The sequence below is a fragment of the Corynebacterium sp. HMSC068H04 genome, assembly GCF_001811255.1.
Classification (GTDB): domain Bacteria; phylum Actinomycetota; class Actinomycetes; order Mycobacteriales; family Mycobacteriaceae; genus Corynebacterium; species Corynebacterium hesseae.
Window position 1 is genome coordinate 83,220 of sequence record NZ_KV803997.1, and the last position, 14,787, is coordinate 98,006.

Sequence of the window (14,787 nt, forward strand, 5' to 3'; positions counted from 1 at the left end):
ACGCGGCTTGGGGCTGGCCCGGGTTGGGCTCGAGTCCCCTTAAACTAAGACCTGTGACTGAGCCATCCCGTACCCCGAAGCAGCTGCCGCGAGAGATCTACGTGCGTCGTCGCGTCGCCGCACTCGTGGCGATCTTGGTACTCGTGGTTGTTCTTATCTTCGCTGCTACCGCGCTCTTTGGCGGTTCGAAGGAGGACTCGGCGGCCGAGTCGCAGCAGGCAGCGGTTTCGGATACCTTGGCACCTTCGGAAAAAACAACCTCCGCAGCGGAAACGACGGAGCCCACCTCAGCCAAGGAATCCGCCGAAGCGACGGGTTCGACGGAACCGGCGAAATCCGAGGCGGGCGAGTCCGGCAAGGAAGAACCAACGTCAGAGGCGAAGCCGGATGAGCTGACCGTGGACCCGTCCAAGACGACGTGCTCCCTCCAGGACCTCAAGGTGCTGGCTAAGACCAATGAGGACAGCGTCCCGGCCGGTAAGATGCCGACCTTCTACCTGGAGGTTTTTAACCCGACGACAAAGGATTGCTCCATCGACCTCGATGAAGAGCAGCTGCGCTTTGAGGTTTACAAGATGGGCTCTAACGAGCGCGTGTGGGCCGATACTGACTGCTATGCCTCTGTAGAAACCGGCAAGCAGACCTTCAAGTCCGGTGAGACCCGCTACTTCCAGGCGGATTGGTCCCGCAAGCGCTCCGAACCGGGCAAGTGTACCGAGCGTGAGGAAGCCGAGCCGGGTGCTTACTTCCTGCATACCGTCATCGGGGAAAACTACTCCCCAGCGTTGCCGTTTAACTTGCTTTAAGCGCTGCAATCGCCTCGCTCAGCGTTGCGGCTTGGTGCACCTGCATGCCGCCGCCGATCTCTACCTTTCCGGGCGGGACGATGGCGTAGCGGTAACCCAAACGGGACGCTTCTGCCAAGCGGCGGTCTAGGTTCGGCACACGGCGCACCTCGCCAGCTAGGCCCACCTCACCGATGACCACCGTCTTCGGTGGTAGCGGCTGCTCGTGCAAGGAGGACCACGTGGCGAGCGCTACGGCAAGATCCGTGGCTGGTTCCTGAATCTTCATCCCTCCCACCGTGGCCACGTAGGCGTCCTTATCGTTGGTGCGCTCGCCCGCGCGGGCCTGCAGCACCGCGAGCACCATGGGGACGCGGTTGGCGTCGAGCCCCGTCACCACGCGCCGCGGGTTCTTGGCCACGGGATCGACAGTCAACGCTTGTACCTCGGCCAAGATGGGACGCACACCATCCATGGCGACGGTTACCGCGGAGCCATCCGGGGTGCTGCCGCGGTGGGAAAGAAAGAGCCCGGAAGGATCCGCGACCTCCCTGATTCCGGCCGCTGTCTGTTCGAAGCAACCCATCTCATCGGTAGCGCCAAAGCGGTTCTTCAGGCCGCGAAGCAGCCGCAGTGAGGATTGGCGGTCACCTTCAAAGTTCAAGACAACGTCCACGAGGTGCTCGAGCACGCGTGGTCCGGCGACGTTGCCGTCCTTGGTCACGTGCCCGACGAGGAGGATAGGGATGCCGGTGGTTTTAGCTAGCGTGGTCAGCGCTGCGGTCACAGCCCGTGACTGCGCTACGCCGCCAGCGACGCCTTCGACCCCGGCGGCGTGCATGGTTTGGACGGAGTCCACGATAAGCAGGCTGGGCTTAAGCTGCTCTACATGGCCAAAGACGACGTCCAGGTTTGACTCGGCCGCAAGGTAGAGCGTCTCATGCAGCGCCCCGGTGCGCTCCGCGCGGGCGCGGACCTGCCCTGCGGATTCCTCCGCGGTGGCGTACAGGGCGGTGCGGCCCAACTGTGCCCAGCGGGAGGCTACCTCCAGCAGCAGAGTGGATTTGCCGACTCCCGGCTCTCCCGCCATGAGCACGACCGAACCAGGGACGATGCCGCGGCCGAGAACGCGGTCAAGCTCCCCGATGCCGGTATTGATGGCCTTCGTCGCTGACGCGCCGACCGTCGTTATCGGCACCGCCGGGCTCGTCGGCGTCAAGCCTGTGGGGCGCCGCCCAGACACCGCGGCTTGGGCGGCGGTACTGCTTTGAGTCGCCGCGGTTTCCTGCAGCGTCCCCCACGAGCCGCACTCAGGGCAGCGGCCAAGCCACTTGGGGGAGACGAAGCCACACTCAGAACACGTGTGGACGGGACGAACCTTTTTTGCCATGTCTCACACTCTAGTAAGCCGCGTGGACATCCAGTGTGCTCGTGAAATGAAGTAGGTCTTTTTCACTTACCGCGCGCGCTACTCATGAAGGCGTTACAGTGTTAAGCAGGTTACTCCAATGTGTGTGCCTGTCCCTCTTCATATCTGTCCGATTCTCTAGTAAGAAGGTAATTCTCATGAAGATTCGTCGCACTCTCGTTGCCGCTGGCGCTGCTGTTGCCATCGCTTTTGCTGGTACCCCGGCTGCTTCCGCAGCGCAGGCGCCGGAGCCGCTGGCTTCCGTTCTGACCCAGATTGCTAACACCGCTGGCTACGAGGCTCAGAACATCATCCTCGTCCCGGCTGCCCTGTCCTCCTTGGGCTTCCTGTCGAACCTGCTGTCCTAGTCCAGACCTCTCACACACAAACCTCACTATTCAAGGAGACAAAATGAAGATTCGTCGCACCCTCGTTGCCCTGGCCGCTGCTACCTCTCTGGCCGTTGCAGGCACCCCGGCCGCTTCTGCTGCTACCTACCCGGAGCCGCTGAACCAGGTTATGGATCAGATGGTTAAGGTCGGTGGCCCGCAGGCGCCGAACCTTCTTCTGGTTCCGGCTGCTCTGTCCTCCCTGGGCATCGTGAACTCCATCGTTGTGCTGGCTCTGACCTCTTCTCAGGCCTAAGCACCTCACTGGCACTGTAGAAAAGGCCACCGCGTGTATCTCATGCGGTGGCCTTTGTGCATCTACGGAAGCACTAATACGAAACGCAACCGCCCCAACTGACGAAGTTGATTCCCCGATTCGAAGATCCGGGAAAACTTTGGCAGCTGGGGCGGTTGCGCTTTGAAGAAAAGGCTTACTTGTTCTCGGCGTAGCCTTCGGTGGACTGCGGGTCGCGGTCGAAGTCACCGGACTGCAGCGGGGAGGCGGACACGGTGGCGTCAACCTCAATGGTGCCGGTGTTGAAGGTGAAGGTCACCGGGCGGGAGCCGCCGAAGGCGTAGTCCTCGTTCTCCAGGGAGGTGGTCACATAAGTGATGTTCTCATCCTTGCCGTCCTTGGGGAGGCGGTCCAGGTTCGTCTGGGAATCAGCAAAGAGGGAATGATCGCGGGGGAGCGGCTCGACGCCCTCCAGAGGAACATCCTGGCCGTCGACGCTGACGGACTCGAGGACGACGTCGTTGACCTTGTAGCCCTGGTTGACGGCGATGAACTTGAGGGAGGTCTCACCGGTGTCCGGCTCAACCTGAATGGTGACGTCACGCACGGCCACCTTTCCATCTTCGGAGCTTGCGGATGCGCCGTCGACAGCAATCACCTTTTCCGCGGTCTGAGCAACATGACCGGCCGAGCAGGACGCCAAGGCCAGCGCGGAGAGGGCGGTAACTGACATGATGGCACCGCAGCGAGCGGCGGACTTCAGGGACTGCACTGTGAGTGTCCTCCATTGAATTGCGATCACAAAGCTTATCAACGCTTTAGCCTAGTACCTCTGGGGAGAAAGCACACAGTTTCCAGCAAACCCCTTGGGTAGACCGGGGGTAGCCGAGCTTTCTATGGGGCGTCACCGTGGTGTAAAGCGGCGGGCAGGCGGTACCCGGGCGGGGGAGCGGGGCACGATGGCTGCGTGCTAAAATAGATTCCCTGTATATGCGGCCCACCGAGAGTACGCCGAGAGCACACGATGGGCACCGTCTCAAAGGCTTCACAAGGAGTGGCAATGGAATTTAAGGTCGGAGAGGTCGTCGTCTACCCCCACCACGGCGCCGCCAAGATTACGGCGATTGAAACCCGGGAGATGGGCGGCGAGGAGCTCGAATACCTCGTTCTCCAAATCAACCAGTCCGACCTCGTGGTCCGCGTGCCTTCCAAGAACGTTGAGATGGTCGGCGTGCGCGACGTCGTGGGCAAGGAAGGCCTCGAGAAGGTCTTTTCCGTCCTGCGCGAAGTAGACGTCGAGGAGGCCGGCAACTGGTCCCGCCGCTACAAGGCCAACCAGGAGCGCCTCGCCTCCGGCGACATCAACAAGGTGGCCGAGGTTGTGCGTGACCTGTGGCGCCGCGACCAGGACCGTGGCCTGTCCGCTGGTGAAAAGCGCATGCTGGCCAAGGCCCGCCAGATTCTGGTCGGTGAGCTCTCCCTGGCCAAGCCGGTTGATGAGAAGAAGGCTGACACCATGATGGAGGAAATCAACGCCACCATCGAGCGTCACCGCGCCGCTGGCCTGGTGGATGACAAGTCCATTACCACCGACATTGACAATGACGTCGATCTCGATGACCTCTCCTTCGACGACGAAGACTAAGGATCAGCCCACCCCGCGCGTCATTGCTCTCGTCGCGGCAGCCGGTCAGGGAACGCGCCTCGGCGCAGACGTTCCCAAGGCCTACGTGGAGCTGCGCGGGCGCACCCTCCTGGAGCGCTCCGTCCGGGTGATGATCACCTCCGAATTCGTTGATGAGATCATCGTGCTGGTCAGCCCGGCCATGGAAGATTATGCCTCCAGCATTCTCGGCCGCATCGACTCTGACGTGCCTATTCGCATCGTCCACGGCGGGGGCGAGCGCGCCGATTCCGTCTGGGCGGGATTGCAAGCAATCCCGGAGGAGGACGCCGTGGTGCTCATCCACGACGCCGCCCGGGCATTGACGCCGCCGGGGATGATCGCGCGCGTCGCCAAGCGCGTGCTCGACGGCGCCACCGCAGTCATCCCGGTCCTTCCCGTGGCAGACACCATCAAAGAGGTGGAGGGCCAGACGGTCCTGTCCACCCCAGACCGTTCCCGTCTGCGCGCTGTGCAAACGCCGCAGGGTTTTAACCTGGCTGCGCTGCGCCGCGCCAACCTAGACTATTGGGCGCAGGACCCTGACTTCGTCGCCACCGATGACGCCAGCCTCATGGAATGGCACGGCGAGCGCGTGGAGACCGTGCAGGGAGATACCTTCGCCTTCAAGATCACCACCCCCATCGACCTCGTCCTGGCCAAGGCCGTGACGGATGAGGCCGAACCGACCATCTTCGAGGTGCCTAGTGACTAACCCGATTATCCCGCGTGTGGGAATCGCCACCGACGCCCACCAGATCGAGCCCGGAAAACCCTGCTGGATCGCAGGTCTCCTCTTCGAGGACGTGGATGGCTGCGAGGGCCATTCCGATGGTGATGTGGTGAGCCACGCGCTTGTCGACGCCTTGCTCTCCGCCTCCAACCTCGGCGACCTCGGTTCCTTCGTCGGTGTGGGCCGGCCAGAGTACGACGGGGTCTCCGGTGCCCGGCTGCTGCGCGAGTGCCGCGAGCTGCTGGAGAAGGAAGGCTTCATTATCGGCAACGCCGCCGCACAGTTGGTTGGACAGAGCCCCAAGATGGGCCCGCGGCGGAAGGAAGCCGAGTCCGTGCTGAGTGACATCCTCGGCGCACCGGTGTCTGTTTCCGCTACGACGACGGATCATCTCGGCTTCACCGGCCGCAAGGAGGGCCGCGCTGCCGTGGCAACCGCCGTGGTCTGGCGCGCTCCCAATTCCTAACGTAAAGTCATCAGAAAAGGAGGACGCTGTGGCTTTGACAATGCGAATTACCAATACTGAGGCACTTCGCGCTCGGCACGACGAACTCCTGCACGCCTTGGAAGCTGCGGTAGGTGAAAACCTTAGCTCTGAAGATTTGCGGATGCTTGCAGACTCCGGTCGCTTTTCGGAAGCAGAACGCGCTTTATATGACGAGCTCCGACGCGTCGAGCTTATGCTTGAACGTTAAGCGGTGGTCTGCTTGGGGGGAATCGGGCAACAGCTGACAGCGGAATTCTTTAATTGGGTGCATGCCTTGCACCTGAAAGTGTTGCCCCTCAATAAAGACTCCGATATTCAGGTATGGACGGATCTCAACCCAGACGATGGATCTGCACTATTGGAATTGCACGCACCGCTGGTTTACGGCGTAGGAAGCGATAGTAGCCACTGTGTTTCCTACAGTGACCTTTTCGAATCTGTGGTTCGCTTTCACACGGTCCTTTCACCTGATGAATTGTCCCTCAGCGTAAAATCGAGCAAGTTTGAGCTACGGGTGGGGACTGCTCCGGGCGTGCGTTTCGAGTACGAGCGAGACAATCGTGTCGCTCCGACTGCCCATATTCATCATTCAGGAGTGGCTGGCTTGTTGAGTCCTGCGTTAATGAAAAATTTTTCCGGAGTGAAGAATCGGCGGAAGAAGGGAAAGATTGAGGACATACATTTTCCTGTAGGCGGCAGACGGTTTCGGGTGTCTTTGGAGGATTACTTTTTCTTCCTTTTCGCGGAATGCGGTTTCCGATCGCGGCCCGGCTGGAAAAGCGTTCTCACAGATAGTCGGGAAAAGTGGCTCGATGAACAGTTGCGCGGAGCAGTAGCTGATAATCCTGAGCGAGCTGCGCAAGTCTTGCGGCAGATGGGATACTCCGTTGAGTGGACAGGCACTGCGTCCGTTTCTCATACGCGTGACCATCGGCCGTGGTGAATTCCTACTTGCGGGTCAATTAGACTAGGCTAGGTGAGTACTTTGCGCATTTTTGATACCGCCACCCGCAGCCAACGTGAGTTCGAGCCGGTTCGTCCCGGCCACGCGTCGATCTACCTGTGTGGTGCCACCCCGCAGTCCCAGCCGCACATTGGCCACCTGCGCTCCGGCGTTGCCTTTGACATCCTGCGCCGCTGGCTGCTCGCGCAGGGCTATGACGTGGCCTTGGTGCGCAACGTCACCGATATCGATGACAAGATCCTCACCAAGGCAGCTGAGAATAACCGCCCCTGGTGGGAATGGGTATCCACCTATGAGCGCGAGTTCACCAAGGCCTATAACACCCTGGGCGTTCTGCCGCCCTCTGTGGAGCCGCGCGCGACGGGTTTTGTGACGCAGATGGTGGAATACATGCAGCGGCTTATCGACGCCGGCTTCGCGTATTCCGTTCCTGGCGAAGATGGTGCAGGCTCCGTCTACTTCGATGTCGCCGCGTGGAATGCCACGGAAGGCTCGGACTATGGCGCGTTGTCTGGCAACCGCGTCGAGGATATGGAGCAGGGCGAGTCGGATGCCGTGGGCAAGCGCAGCCCGCAGGACTTCGCGCTGTGGAAGGCGGCTAAGCCGGGCGAACCGTCCTGGCCCACACCGTGGGGCAAGGGCCGCCCGGGCTGGCACCTTGAGTGCTCGGCCATGTCGACTTACTACCTAGGCGGCGAGTTCGATATCCACTGCGGTGGCTTGGACCTGCAGTTCCCGCACCACGAAAATGAGATCGCACAGTCCCATGCGGCGGGGGATAAGTTCGCCAACTACTGGATGCACAACCACTGGGTCACCATGGCCGGTGAGAAGATGTCGAAGTCCTTGGGCAACGTACTCTCCATTGCCAACATGCTGGAGATCGTCCGCCCGGTGGAGCTGCGCTACTACCTGGGTTCCGCGCACTACCGTTCGGTCCTCGAATACTCCGAGGCAGCGCTGACCGAGGCCGCGGCGGGCTACCGTCGTATTGAGGACTTTGTGGGCAAGTTCGAGGGCGTCGAGAAGGGCCAGTGGACCGCGGCCTTCGAGGACGCAATGAACGATGACATTGCTGTCCCGAAGGCGCTGGCGGAAATTCACACCACGGTGCGCGCGGGCAATAAGGCGCTGGGAGAAGGCAACCGTGAGGAAGCCGAGCGCCTTGCCGGGGCGGTGCGCGTCATGGCTGCGGTTCTTGGCTTTGATCCACTCGATGAACAGTGGAAAGATAGTGGCGAAGAAAGCGGCGCTGATGCGGCATTGGACGTCCTCGTCCGAGCCGAGTTGGAGCGTCGCACTACCGCCCGTGCAGAAAAGGATTGGGCTACTGCGGACGCTGTGCGCGACCGCCTTGCAGCCGCGGGTATTACCATCACCGACACCGCCGACGGCCCCACCTGGTCCTTGGCGGATTAACGTCCTTGGCAAAGGCCTAGGACAGCACAGAAGCCGAGGACAACATAAGGAGAAGAATTATGGCACGTACCCATGGCCGCGGCGGCGCAGGTATCCGCAAGACGAATAAGAAGGGCGCTACGAAGGGCTCTGGCGGTCAGCGCCGCAAGGGCCTAGCCGGCAAGGGGCCCACGCCGAAGGCGGAGGACCGCGTCTACCACGCCAAGCACAAGGCGAAGCTGGAGCGCGAACGCCGCAACTCGGGCCGCCACCACAAGGAGACCGCGGAGATGGTCGTCGGCCGCAACCCGGTCATCGAGTGCCTCCACGCTAAGGTTCCGGCAACGTCGCTCTACATTGTGCAGGGAACGCGCAACGACGCCCGCCTGTCTGAGGCCGTAGCCATGTGCAATACCCGCAACATCCCGATTCTTGAGGTCCAGCGCCACGAGATGGACCGCATGACCGGCAACGGCATGCATCAGGGCATTGGTCTGCAGATCCCGCCATATAAGTATGCCGACGTCCATGACCTGATGGATCGCGCACGCGATGCCCAGGAACCGGGCATGTTCGTCATCCTCGATAACATCACCGACCCCCGCAACCTCGGCGCGGTCATCCGCTCCGTTGCCGCTTTTGGCGGCCATGGCGTCATCATTCCGGAGCGTCGCTCGGCCTCCGTTACCGCGGTGACCTGGCGTACCTCGGCAGGCACTGCCGCGCGCCTGCCAGTAGCTCGCGTGACCAACGTGACCCGCACGGTTCAGGAGTTCCAGAAGGCTGGCTACCAGGTCGTCGGCCTCGATGCGGGAGGCGAGCACACGCTCGACACCTACAACGGCGGCACTGACCCCGTCGTCATCGTCATCGGCTCTGAGGGCAAGGGCATCTCGCGCCTCGTCCGCGAGAACTGCGATGCCATCATGTCCATCCCCATGACCGACTGGGTTGAATCCCTCAACGCCTCCGTGGCGGCAGGTGCGGTCCTTTCGGAGTTCGCCCGCCAGCGCCGCGCGGCCCAGAAGTAGGCTCACGCTTTCGCCGCCATGTTCCTCACGAGTGTGCGTCCCGCCCCGGAGCTTATTGGGGAGGGACTGCCCGGCGTGCCGGAACACATGCGCCGCCTGGGCGTGCTCATCGCAGCGCTGCCCGGCGGCGCCTTGCGTTTGCCTACGCCCGTGACCGTCGTCGTGGGGGATAACGGCGCCGGAAAATCCACGCTGCTCGAGGCCATCGCCGTGGGGCTTGGCGTCAATCCCGAGGGCGGCTCGCGCCACGCCCGGTTTGCCACCGGCGACGAGGACTATCCCGAGTGGCTCATCTGCTCGCGGGCGCACAACCCGCGCGACGTGTACTTCTTGCGCGGCGAGACCTTCCTCAACTTGAGCGAGTATCACCACCAGATCCACAGCCCGGAGAATCCCGATCCGCTCAGTGACCTGCCGTTTCTCAGCCACGGCCAGGGTCTGCTCGCCCTCGTCGAGAGACGCTTCCATTCTGACGGAATGATCATTCTCGACGAGCCGGAAGACGGCTTGTCCTATCCCCGGCAGGTCGAGGTTGTCACGCAGCTCGAGCGCCTCGCCGCCCAGGGCGCGCAGGTCATCCTCGCGACGCACTCGCCAGTCTTCCTCAGCATACAAGGCGCGACCGTCTACGCGTTCGGCGACAAGGGGATTGCGCCCGTCGCTCCCGAAGCGACGGAAGCTGTCCACGCCGCGCGCGAGTTCCTTGCCGATCCATTGGGAACCGCCGCGTTTCTTATTGGGGAGGGCGAATGAGAGACTTCTATGTCGACGCCTATGCCGCGCTGGACGGCGGCCACGGACCTGAGTGGGTGTCCTCCGTTCCTGGTTTCGTGGCGCTGCGACGCCAAGGACTGGACCTGCGTGCGCCGGTGACCGTGCTGACCGGGGACAACGGGGTAGGAAAGTCGACGCTCGCCGAGGGCATTGCCTTCGAGTACGGCTTTCCTGAGCGCGGTGGGATATGGGGTGTGCAGCGCTCCGCCGGTCCCATCAATCCCCTCCGGAGGTGGGCGAGCCTGCGGCTAGGTACCGCGCCCAAGGACGGCTACTTCCTGCGAGCGGAGGCGCACTACAACGTTGGTTCGACCGCGATGTCGCATGGCGAGTCCGTCATGGACGTCGTGCAGCGTTCCTTTGATGGGCGCGGGCTCTACATCCTCGACGAGCCGGAATCTGGGCTTTCGCTCGTGCGGCAGATGACGCTCATGGCGGAAATCCATCGCGCCGCGGAGGCGGGTGCGCAGTTCATCGTGGTGACGCACTCACCGATTGTGGCAGCCATCCCCGGTGCGCGGATTGTTGAAATTACAGAAGATGGGTTCTTCCTTGAGCTGCGCGACGTGACACAGACGCTGGCGTTTCAGTCGTTGCGTGAGTTTCTCTACGCCTCCGGATGCTAGATTCAGGGCCGAGAAAGCTGGATGGCGATCTTTACTTCTTGGTTGCTGGCCAGTACTTCACATCTTGAACATTCAGATTGCGTGCGTGTGCCGAATACAAGGTTCTGGAGGATTGGGGTTCCACGGCTTAGAGACGAGGACGACTCGGTCCTTTGCCTGCCGTTTTGAGAGTTTTCACCTTGCACAGATTCAGCTGCGGGTAACTTGAAGAATCTTCGCCAGCAAACCGTGACATCGAGAGTGCATACATGCACAGACGTGTGCAACATCACGCTGGGACGTAATAATTCTCTAGATAACAACGGGTCGCAAGTGTGATTAGTCAGTACGCGAGAAAAGAAAACCTACGCGATGGAACGCGACCTCTACGCGATCGTCAACGACATTGCCGACCACTACAACAAGGTTCACTGAATGATGAACTGAAGGATCTTTTATCCCTTGTAGGCCTTTCATTGCACCACAGTGTTTCCTGCGAGCATGCTTCGCTCGGTATGAAACAGCGTCTAGGAATCGCCAAAGCACTGGTCGGTAATCCACAATTATTGCTTCTCGACGCTCACCTACGAACGGCCTCGACCCGAGGTTGGGGCTGAGTGGAGTGAGACACGATGGGGCGCACGTGCAGTCTAGAGCCCGAAGAATTCCTCCACGAGCTCGGCAGCGATGAAGGAATCCGTGTTTTTACCCAGGCGTGGGTCCAGCTCGTTGCCCGACGGGATGACGTGGCCCATGCCCTCGACGCTCACGAGCTCGACCGGCGCGCCGGTGGCGTCTGCCGGCTCCCAGCGGTCGACAACGGTGTCGGGGAAAAGGTGGGTGCGCTCTGGGCCGGCGGCATGGTTGAGCTCCGCGAAGCGTGCGGCGTTCTCCTGCGCGCCGGTGACGGCACCGCGGGTGCGCTTCGGGTCAATGCCCGCCGTTCCGCCCGTATAGGGCGCGAGCCGGTCGCCCGTGCCGTGGACGAACATGACCGGGGTGGGTTGGTACGCCGAGTCCGGATTGGTGGGCGCATGGTTGGCGCCGGCGCCGAGAGTGGAGGCGAAGATGCAGGCGGCATCGGCAAGCCCGGGGGCGTCGAAGAGCAAGCGGATAACCATCTGCCCGCCGTTGGAGAAGCCGCAGAGGAACACGCGGCTAATCTCCTGCTCCGCGCGCAGCTCGTCGAGGATGGCGCGCGTGAAGGCGACGTCATCGATGCCCAGCTCGCGCGCGGCGACGGGCAGGGTGGCGCGGGCATCGTTAAAGTGCTGTTCCACGCCGGTGGGGTAGACCGCAAGCATGCCGTGGCGGGTGGCGAGGTCATCGAACGTGCCGTTAGTGAAGCGGCGGATGACGTTCGCGGATTGCAGGGAGCCGTGGAAGAACAGGAGGAGGTCTCTCTGGCGCTCGACGTCATCATTCGGGCGGTACACGAGGTACGTGCGGGTGCGGTCTTGTAATTCGAGGCTACGGCGTTCCAAAGTCACGCATCTAGCCTAATCCTGATGCGCGCAGTGCTCATCGTGCGTCGAGGTGTGGTGTGTCTCGGCGTCGGCGCGATCGGTGGCGGCGCGGAAGTGTTCCTGGGAGGCGCGGCGGGCGGCGACGTCGTCGCGGACGGCCTTGCGGCTGCGAGCCCAGCCGATGCCGCGGCAGACCAGGTAAATAACAAAAGAGATGCTCGTGACGAAGACCGAGACGGGCAGGCCCGGCGCCAGGGAGAGGACCAGGCCGCCCACGGCGGAGACCTCCGCGAAGATGGTGGACCACACCACCGCGCGCAGCGGGGAGGAGGTAATCTGTACCGCCGCTGCGCCCGGGGTGATGAGCAGCGCCATGACGAGTAGGGAACCGACGATCTGTACGGACTGCGCGGCCGTCAGACCAACGAGGATGGCGAAGCAGACCGCTAGGGACTTCACCGGCACGCCGGCGGCTTGGGCCATGACGGGATCCGCAGAGGCGAAGAGCAGCGGGCGCCAGAACAGCGCCACTACGGCGACGATGATGGCGGTCGTGGCGGCGAGTAACCACACCGAAGCGGAGGAGACGCCGACGATTTGTCCCGTCAGGAGCGTCATAGCGGTGTTGGCGTTGCCAGGGTAGAGGTGCAGGAATAACACCGACAAGCCTAGGCCAAAGCTCATGACCACGCCGATGGCGCTGTCCTGTTGGCCTTTGAGGCCGAGCACCGCCAGAATGATGGCGGCGACGATGGCGCCGGCAATCGCGCCGAAGCCGATGTTCAGTCCGAACAACAGCGCTGCGGCCGCACCCATGAGCGCGAGCTCCGAGGTGGCATGCACGGAAAAAGACATCTGGCGCAGCACGATGAGCGAGGTCATCACTCCGGACAGGATGCCCAGCAGCGCACAAGCAACCAGTGCATCCTGTACGAAATCGACGCCCAGCAGGTACTGGGTGTCCTCGAGGAACTTAGACAACGATGAGCCTCCCATCGACGTTGAGGACCTTCACGGACGAGCCGTACAGCTCCGAGAGCACCTCCGAGCGCATGACCTCATCCACCGTGCCGAACATGTGCCCGTTGGGCGCGAGGTAGAGCACCTTGTCCACCACACCCAGCACGGGATTGATGCCGTGGGTGACGAAGAGGATGGAGGTGCCGCGTTCGTGACGCCACGCATTGAGCTTCTCGACGGTCGCCTGCTGCCTTCCCGGGTCCAGCGACAGCAGCGGCTCATCGGCAAGGATGAGTTCTGGGTCGTTGGCGAGGGCTTGCGCCTGGCGGATGAGCTGCTGCTGGCCGCCGGAGAGCTGGCCCACGCGGCGGTTGGCAATTCCGGTGGCGCCGACCTCGGCGAGGAGCTCGTCGACGCGGCCCCGAGCAGGCCGTCGGTTGCGCAGGGTGCCGTGGGCGAGGGACAGTGACACCAGATCCCGGGCGCGCAGGGGCAGGTCCTGGGGGAACATTCTTTGCTGTGGGATAAAGCCCACGCGGCACGCGACGTCCACGCTGCCCGCGGTGAGCTGGCGGGTACCCAGGATAGTTCCCAGCAGCGTGGACTTGCCCACGCCATTGGGGCCTAAAACGGCGATGAACTCGCCGCGGTCTACGGCGAGGTTCATATCCGACCACAGTGGTTCTACTGCGGCATTCTTAAAGGAAATGAGCACTTATGCGGCCTCGAGTGCGCTGACGACTTCTTCGTAGTAGTCGAGGAAGTTGGTCTTCTCCGGCGGGGTTTCACCAATCTCTACCACCGGGATGTTCTTGTCCTCGGCGGCGGTGCGAATGCGCTTGGTCATGTCGGTTTCGGTCTGCGGGTTGAAGATGAGCAGGTCGATCTTGTCCTGCTTGATGTCCTCGAGGAAGTGCGCCAGGTCGGCGGCGGTGGGCTCGCCTTCAGCAACGGTGGCCTTGCGGTAGCCCTCCGGGGTGGCGTCGGTGCTCTCGGTGTATTTGAAGATGTAGTCCGCGATGGGCTCGGTCTGCGCGTAGTTGTGCTGAGGCAGCTTCTCGATGCGTGCCTTCAGGCCCTCCACGCGCTCGACCAGAGGATCGGCGGTGGCCTTGGCCTCCGGGTTGGCCTCGTTGACGAGATTGGCTACGTCGGTCGCCACCTTCTCGATGGCCGCGGCGTCGTACCACACGTGCTCGTTGCCATCGATGTTGGTGATCTGCTCGGGGTGCTCGGCGGCGATCTTCTTGGCCTCGTCCATGGTCACGGTTTCGCCTTCGTGAGCGTGGTCATGATCATGACCTTCTCCATGGTCATGCTCGTCATGACCATGTTCGTCGTGGTCATGCGCGTGTTCCTCGTGCGCATGGTCGTGTTCTTCTCCATGATCATGATCGCCATGGTCATGCGCGGTCAGCGGCAGGGCGTGGATGATCTCGTCCTGGTTCTTGACTGCCTGGTAGAGCCATGCGTCGTAGCCGCCGCCACCGGCGATGATGACGTCGGCGTCGTTAGCGCGCGCGATGTCGGCCGCGGTGGGTTCGAAGTGATGGGGGTCCACGCCATTGCCACTCACGATGGGGCGGACGTCGATGTTGACGTCGGTCTGTGCGGTATCGACGACGGCCTGGGCAACGTCGGCCCAGATGGAGGTCGAGGCCACGACGTGGATGGTCTCCTTGTCGGAGCCGGCATCCGAGCCGCCGGCGGCGCTGTCATCACCGGAGGAGCAGGCACTCAGCGCTGCGGCACCCAGGGTGGCGGCGAAGAGGAGAGCGGTGGGACGTCGGAAAGCACGGCGTGAGTGGGAAGTGGTCATGTCCCTATTTCTACGCTTTAGTGAAAATTGTTGTCAAATGATAATGAGTTGAAAACGGGTAGTGTTACCG

The 14,787-nt window shown here is 62.3% G+C and carries 17 protein-coding genes; 11 read left to right on the forward strand and 6 right to left on the reverse strand.

The features are described from left to right. The first annotated feature begins 53 nt into the window (after positions 1-53). Entirely contained in the window at positions 54-806 is a 753-nt protein-coding gene (locus tag HMPREF2792_RS07055) for a hypothetical protein (RefSeq protein WP_070522784.1), read from the forward strand. On the opposite strand, the gene radA is transcribed toward HMPREF2792_RS07055, so the two are convergent. Then, the gene (gene radA / locus HMPREF2792_RS07060) at positions 793-2,175 is read right to left on the reverse strand and encodes a DNA repair protein RadA (RefSeq protein ID WP_070532288.1); all 1,383 of its coding nucleotides are present in this window, start codon (positions 2,173-2,175) and stop codon (positions 793-795) included. The genes HMPREF2792_RS07055 and radA overlap by 14 nt on opposite strands. Positions 2,176-2,351: 176 nt before the next feature. Between radA and HMPREF2792_RS07065 the strand changes: the two genes are divergently transcribed. Together HMPREF2792_RS07065 and HMPREF2792_RS07070 are read left to right on the forward strand one after the other, a co-directional pair. Next, positions 2,352-2,561 (forward strand): hypothetical protein, encoded by a 210-nt coding sequence (locus tag HMPREF2792_RS07065; RefSeq protein WP_070532290.1) that lies wholly within the window; start codon positions 2,352-2,354, stop codon positions 2,559-2,561. A 43-nt stretch (positions 2,562-2,604) separates the two neighbouring features. Further along, complete coding sequence (locus HMPREF2792_RS07070) at positions 2,605-2,838, forward strand: hypothetical protein (protein WP_070532292.1); 234 nt, start codon at positions 2,605-2,607, stop codon at positions 2,836-2,838. Positions 2,839-3,013: 175 nt separating this feature from the next. On the opposite strand, the gene HMPREF2792_RS07075 is transcribed toward HMPREF2792_RS07070, so the two are convergent. Beyond that, complete coding sequence (locus HMPREF2792_RS07075; RefSeq protein WP_070532295.1) at positions 3,014-3,589, reverse strand: hypothetical protein; 576 nt, start codon at positions 3,587-3,589, stop codon at positions 3,014-3,016. 288 nt (positions 3,590-3,877) lie between these two features. Between HMPREF2792_RS07075 and HMPREF2792_RS07080 the strand changes: the two genes are divergently transcribed. The 8 genes from HMPREF2792_RS07080 to HMPREF2792_RS12640 all read left to right on the forward strand — a co-directional run bounded on the left by HMPREF2792_RS07080 (position 3,878) and on the right by HMPREF2792_RS12640 (position 11,089). Beyond that, entirely contained in the window at positions 3,878-4,462 is a 585-nt protein-coding gene (locus HMPREF2792_RS07080; protein WP_070522798.1) for a CarD family transcriptional regulator, read from the forward strand. Continuing rightward, the gene (gene ispD / locus HMPREF2792_RS07085; RefSeq protein WP_070532298.1) at positions 4,434-5,195 is read left to right on the forward strand and encodes a 2-C-methyl-D-erythritol 4-phosphate cytidylyltransferase; all 762 of its coding nucleotides are present in this window, start codon (positions 4,434-4,436) and stop codon (positions 5,193-5,195) included. The genes HMPREF2792_RS07080 and ispD overlap by 29 nt, the downstream gene beginning before the upstream one ends. Continuing rightward, the gene (gene ispF / locus HMPREF2792_RS07090; RefSeq protein WP_070532302.1) at positions 5,188-5,679 is read left to right on the forward strand and encodes a 2-C-methyl-D-erythritol 2,4-cyclodiphosphate synthase; all 492 of its coding nucleotides are present in this window, start codon (positions 5,188-5,190) and stop codon (positions 5,677-5,679) included. The genes ispD and ispF overlap by 8 nt, the downstream gene beginning before the upstream one ends. 997 nt (positions 5,680-6,676) lie before the next feature. Next, a complete protein-coding gene (gene cysS, locus HMPREF2792_RS07100) occupies positions 6,677-8,083 on the forward strand; it encodes a cysteine--tRNA ligase (RefSeq protein WP_070532308.1) in 1,407 nt (468 codons plus the stop codon). 59 nt (positions 8,084-8,142) lie between these two features. Further along, positions 8,143-9,093: a 23S rRNA (guanosine(2251)-2'-O)-methyltransferase RlmB gene (gene rlmB, locus HMPREF2792_RS07105; RefSeq protein ID WP_070522812.1), complete on the forward strand. Its 951-nt coding sequence runs from the start codon at positions 8,143-8,145 to the stop codon at positions 9,091-9,093. 18 nt (positions 9,094-9,111) lie between these two features. Then, a complete protein-coding gene (locus tag HMPREF2792_RS07110) occupies positions 9,112-9,846 on the forward strand; it encodes an AAA family ATPase (protein WP_070532312.1) in 735 nt (244 codons plus the stop codon). After that, positions 9,843-10,493 carry an AAA family ATPase gene (locus HMPREF2792_RS07115; RefSeq protein WP_010188886.1) on the forward strand — a complete coding sequence of 217 codons (651 nt, stop codon included), beginning with the start codon at positions 9,843-9,845 and terminating at the stop codon, positions 10,491-10,493. Before HMPREF2792_RS07110 ends, HMPREF2792_RS07115 begins: the two co-directional genes overlap by 4 nt. Positions 10,494-10,807: 314 nt before the next feature. Continuing rightward, positions 10,808-11,089, forward strand: a complete 282-nt coding sequence (locus tag HMPREF2792_RS12640) for an ATP-binding cassette domain-containing protein (RefSeq protein WP_080550367.1) — start codon at positions 10,808-10,810, stop codon at positions 11,087-11,089. A gap of 33 nt (positions 11,090-11,122) precedes the next feature. On the opposite strand, the gene HMPREF2792_RS07120 is transcribed toward HMPREF2792_RS12640, so the two are convergent. Genes HMPREF2792_RS07120 through HMPREF2792_RS07135 form a run of 4 tightly spaced genes read right to left on the reverse strand, consistent with a single transcriptional unit; the run spans position 11,123 to position 14,717 of the window. Further along, a complete protein-coding gene (locus HMPREF2792_RS07120; RefSeq protein ID WP_070522820.1) occupies positions 11,123-11,962 on the reverse strand; it encodes a CE1 family esterase in 840 nt (279 codons plus the stop codon). A 9-nt stretch (positions 11,963-11,971) separates the two neighbouring features. Beyond that, positions 11,972-12,934: a metal ABC transporter permease gene (locus tag HMPREF2792_RS07125; RefSeq protein ID WP_186312193.1), complete on the reverse strand. Its 963-nt coding sequence runs from the start codon at positions 12,932-12,934 to the stop codon at positions 11,972-11,974. Next, complete coding sequence (locus tag HMPREF2792_RS07130; protein ID WP_070522825.1) at positions 12,912-13,613, reverse strand: metal ABC transporter ATP-binding protein; 702 nt, start codon at positions 13,611-13,613, stop codon at positions 12,912-12,914. The genes HMPREF2792_RS07125 and HMPREF2792_RS07130 overlap by 23 nt, the downstream gene beginning before the upstream one ends. Then, positions 13,614-14,717 carry a metal ABC transporter solute-binding protein, Zn/Mn family gene (locus tag HMPREF2792_RS07135; protein WP_070522828.1) on the reverse strand — a complete coding sequence of 368 codons (1,104 nt, stop codon included), beginning with the start codon at positions 14,715-14,717 and terminating at the stop codon, positions 13,614-13,616. It lies immediately after the preceding gene. Positions 14,718-14,787 lie beyond the last annotated feature (70 nt).

What these genes read in the sequence shown, in the direction of transcription:
- radA (WP_070532288.1), bottom strand. Translation starts at nt 2,175, where the DNA reads ATGGCAAAAAAGGTTCGTCCCGTCCACACGTGTTCTGAGTGTGGCTTC.
- HMPREF2792_RS07110 (WP_070532312.1), top strand. Translation starts at nt 9,112, where the DNA reads ATGTTCCTCACGAGTGTGCGTCCCGCCCCGGAGCTTATTGGGGAGGGA.
- HMPREF2792_RS07080 (WP_070522798.1), top strand. Translation starts at nt 3,878, where the DNA reads ATGGAATTTAAGGTCGGAGAGGTCGTCGTCTACCCCCACCACGGCGCC.
- HMPREF2792_RS07115 (WP_010188886.1), top strand. Translation starts at nt 9,843, where the DNA reads ATGAGAGACTTCTATGTCGACGCCTATGCCGCGCTGGACGGCGGCCAC.
- HMPREF2792_RS07125 (WP_186312193.1), bottom strand. Translation starts at nt 12,934, where the DNA reads ATGGGAGGCTCATCGTTGTCTAAGTTCCTCGAGGACACCCAGTACCTG.
- rlmB (WP_070522812.1), top strand. Translation starts at nt 8,143, where the DNA reads ATGGCACGTACCCATGGCCGCGGCGGCGCAGGTATCCGCAAGACGAAT.
- ispD (WP_070532298.1), top strand. Translation starts at nt 4,434, where the DNA reads ATGACCTCTCCTTCGACGACGAAGACTAAGGATCAGCCCACCCCGCGC.
- HMPREF2792_RS07135 (WP_070522828.1), bottom strand. Translation starts at nt 14,717, where the DNA reads ATGACCACTTCCCACTCACGCCGTGCTTTCCGACGTCCCACCGCTCTC.
- HMPREF2792_RS07065 (WP_070532290.1), top strand. Translation starts at nt 2,352, where the DNA reads ATGAAGATTCGTCGCACTCTCGTTGCCGCTGGCGCTGCTGTTGCCATC.
- HMPREF2792_RS07070 (WP_070532292.1), top strand. Translation starts at nt 2,605, where the DNA reads ATGAAGATTCGTCGCACCCTCGTTGCCCTGGCCGCTGCTACCTCTCTG.